Origin of the sequence: Herbaspirillum sp. UBA812, from assembly GCF_002296545.1 — a bacterium.
Lineage (GTDB): Bacteria > Pseudomonadota > Gammaproteobacteria > Burkholderiales > Burkholderiaceae_D > Herbaspirillum > Herbaspirillum huttiense.
Map to the genome: position 1 here is coordinate 1 of NZ_DBIC01000039.1, position 3,221 is coordinate 3,221.

A 3,221-nucleotide genomic window follows, 5' to 3' on the forward strand; every position below is an offset into this window, starting at 1 on the left:
GAGCTGACGTTGAACATGGCCGTGCCGGCATTGCCGTTCTGGTCCAGGCCCAACTGCTGCTGCTGGTTGAAGGCCGTGCCCATGGCGATGGCGATGCGGCCCAACGCGTTTTGGGTCGGATCCAGCGTTTCCGTGCGGTACTTGAGCAGACCGCCCAGGCTGCCGCCGTCATAGAAGAAGCTGTCGGGAATCGTGACCGTGCCGCCGCCCGCAGTGACCTGGCCGATCTGCAGACGCGAGACGTCGGTAGGCGAATTGGTCACCACCATCTGGGTGATCTGGTCACCCGTCACCAGCGCCTGGCCGGTGCCGATGAACACGCTCACCGCGCCGGTATCCTGCGGCACGGTGGTGATCTTGACATACTTGTTCAGCTCGGACACCAGCTGGTCGCGCTGGTCCAGCAGATCGTTGGGCGGCTGGCCGCCACCGGTGCCGTTGGCATTGACGATCGCCTGGTTCAGCTTGGCGATCTGCTGGGCATAGGAATTGATGCTGGTCACCGTGGAGGTGATCTGGCTGTTGACGCTGGCGCTGCTCTGGGCCAGCTGGTCATTGATGCTGGAGACGCGCGCCACCAGGGTCGACGCCTGCGACAGCACCGACTGGCGCGAAGCCTGGGTATTCGGGTTGGAGGCCAGGTTCTGGACTGCCGCAAAGAAATCCTGCAGCGCGGGCGACAGGCCGGCCTTGGTGTCGGCCACCATGTTGTTGATCTGCGAGATCTGGGAGTAGTACGAATCCAGCGAACTGGCCGAACTCTGCGAGGCCAGCGCCTGCTTGGTCAGGAAGTCGTTGTAGATGCGCTTGATCTCGGTGACCTGGGTGCCCTGCCCGACGAAACCGTAACCGTAATTGATGCCGCCGGCCGAGCTCTGCACGACTTCCTGGCGGTTGTAGCCGGGAGTGGTGGCGTTGGAGATGTTGTGGCTGGTGGTGGCCTGCGCCGCCATGGCCGCCTGCAACGCGCTTTGCCCGATACTGAAGATGTTAGTTGCCATGCTAGGTTGTCGTCCCTGAAAGCTTTTAGCGGAATAACCAAGTCAACGGCAGGATTGACCAAAACTTTAGAGGGTCCGGGCCAAATTTGTTTCCGGCCGGAACCGATGAGCTTGCCGCCCGGACACGCCCTGCGGCGCTGAAAAATCAGGCCGAGAGCGACTGGCGGATGATGCGCGAAAGCTTCTCCGCATAGTGCGGATCGGTCGCATAGCCGGCGCGCTGCAGCCCATAGGCGAAGCCGTGGGCATCCTGGGCGCTGGCCAGTACCTTCTCGTAGCGCGGATTGCTGCGCAGCAAGTTGGCGTAATCCTTGAAGGCATCCGCATAGGAATCATAGGCGCGGAATTTCTCCACTCGCTTCTGCGGTTTGCCGTTGATGTATTCGATGGTGGTGGCCTCGACCACCTTGCCGGTCCAGTTGCCGGTGGCCTTGATGCCGAACAGGTTGTGCGCCGAGCGGCCATCGCGCGTGACGATTTCCTTCTTGCCCCAGCCGGTCTCCAGCGCGGCCTGCGCCAGCATGAACTTGGCCGGAATGCCGGTCATCTTGCTGGCCATTTCGGCGTCGGCCTGCAGGCGGTTCTGGAAGGCTTCGACGTGGGCCGGCTTGTTGGAATTGCGGCGCTGCTTGTTGCGGCCATCCTGGTCCGTACTCTCCGCCGCCTGCTGGCTGGCGAAGCTCTGGATGAACTTGGCGCGGTCGGCATCGCTCATGTCCTTGACCAGCGGAATGCCCATCGGCAGGCCCTCTTCGCCCGGCAAGGGATTGCCCTCCAGGTCTTGCGCGTCCGGCAGTTTCTTGGGCAGCGAAGCCGAGAGCTGGCGCGTCAGCACGTCAGCCAGGCCCACGCCGCGCTGGGCCAGGCTCTGGCTCAACTGCTGGTCCAGCATGGAGGTAAACATCTTGGTCTGTTCGTTGTCGAACGGGCCGTTCTGCGGGGTGGCATCCCGCATGCTCTTCATCACCATGTTCAGGAACAGCGCCTCGAATTGCTTGGCTGCGCCCTTGACGGACTCCGGCGTGTTCTGCTTGGCAGCCTCACGCAGGCCGTTCAGCCCATTCGCATCGACGGCAAGTCCCTCGGTCGGATTGGATGGGTTGATCTTGTTGAGCATGGATTACCTTGGTGGAAAGCGTTGGGTGTCGGATCAGTCCGGAGCGTCAGATCACTTCGAGTTCTGCGCGCAGCGAACCGGCCGCCTTCATGGCCTGCAGGATGGCCAGCAAGTCCTGCGGCGTGGCACCGATGGCATTGAGCGCCTTGACCACATCGGACAGCGAGGCCCCGCCCTTCAACAGCATGACCTTGCCCGGCTCCTTGTTGATCGAGACCTGGGCATTCTGCACGCCCGCGGTCTGGCCACCGGCCAGGGCATTGGGCTGGCTGACGGCATTGTCGGCCTGGATCACCACCGACAGGTTGCCGTGCGAGACCGCGCAGGTATCGAGCATCACGCTCTGGTTCATCACCACCGAGCCGGTACGTGCATTCAGGATCACCTTGGCGGCCAGCTTGCCGGGGGTGACATCGACGTTTTCGAGCGCGCCGAGGAAGGCCACGCGGTCGCCGCTGGAGATCGGTGCGCGCACCCGGATCACGCGGCCATCCTGGGCCACGGCGGTATCACTGCCAAAACGCTTGTTCAGTGCATCGACCACCCGGCTGGCGGTCGAGAAATCATTGTCGTTCAGTTCCAGCATGACCATGTCGCCGCCGCCGAGGGAACTGGGTACGGCCCGTTCCACGGTCGCACCGCCCGAGATGCGGCCTGCCGACAGCTGGTTGATGACGGTGCTGCTGCCGGCAGCCGAACCACCGGCACCACCGACCACGATGTTGCCCTGGGCGATGGCATAGATCTGGCCGTCCGCACCCTTCAGGGGAGCCATCAGCAGCGTGCCGCCGCGAATGCTCTTGGCATTGCCGATGGAAGAAACGGTCACGTCAATCAGTTGGCCCGGCTGCGCGAAGGCCGGCAAAGTAGCCGTCACCATCGCCGCCGCCACGTTCTTCAGCTGCATGTTGCTGCTGGTGCCGGTAGGCACGTTCACACCCAACTGCTGCAGCATGCTGATGACGCTCTGCACCGTAAAGGGGGTCTGTGTGGTCTGGTCACCGCTGCCATCGAGGCCCACGACCAGTCCATAGCCAACCAGCTGGTTCTGACGCACGCCCTGGATGCTGGCCAGGTCCTTGAGTCGCTCCGCGTGGGCCGGC

Annotated in this window: 3 protein-coding genes; all 3 read right to left on the reverse strand. The window is 63.2% G+C overall.

Annotated elements, in window-relative coordinates:
• Positions 1–1,001: flagellar hook-associated protein FlgK (gene flgK, locus B3873_RS02380; RefSeq protein ID WP_286863853.1), on the reverse strand; the 1,001-nt coding region annotated here is incomplete at its 3' end.
• A 145-nt stretch (positions 1,002–1,146) separates the two neighbouring features.
• Complete coding sequence (flgJ, locus tag B3873_RS02385; protein WP_034331587.1) at positions 1,147–2,118, reverse strand: flagellar assembly peptidoglycan hydrolase FlgJ; 972 nt, start codon at positions 2,116–2,118, stop codon at positions 1,147–1,149.
• Between the two features lie 46 nt (positions 2,119–2,164).
• Positions 2,165–3,221, reverse strand: a 1,057-nt coding sequence (locus B3873_RS02390; RefSeq protein WP_286863856.1) for a flagellar basal body P-ring protein FlgI, incomplete at its 5' end; no start/stop codon positions are given.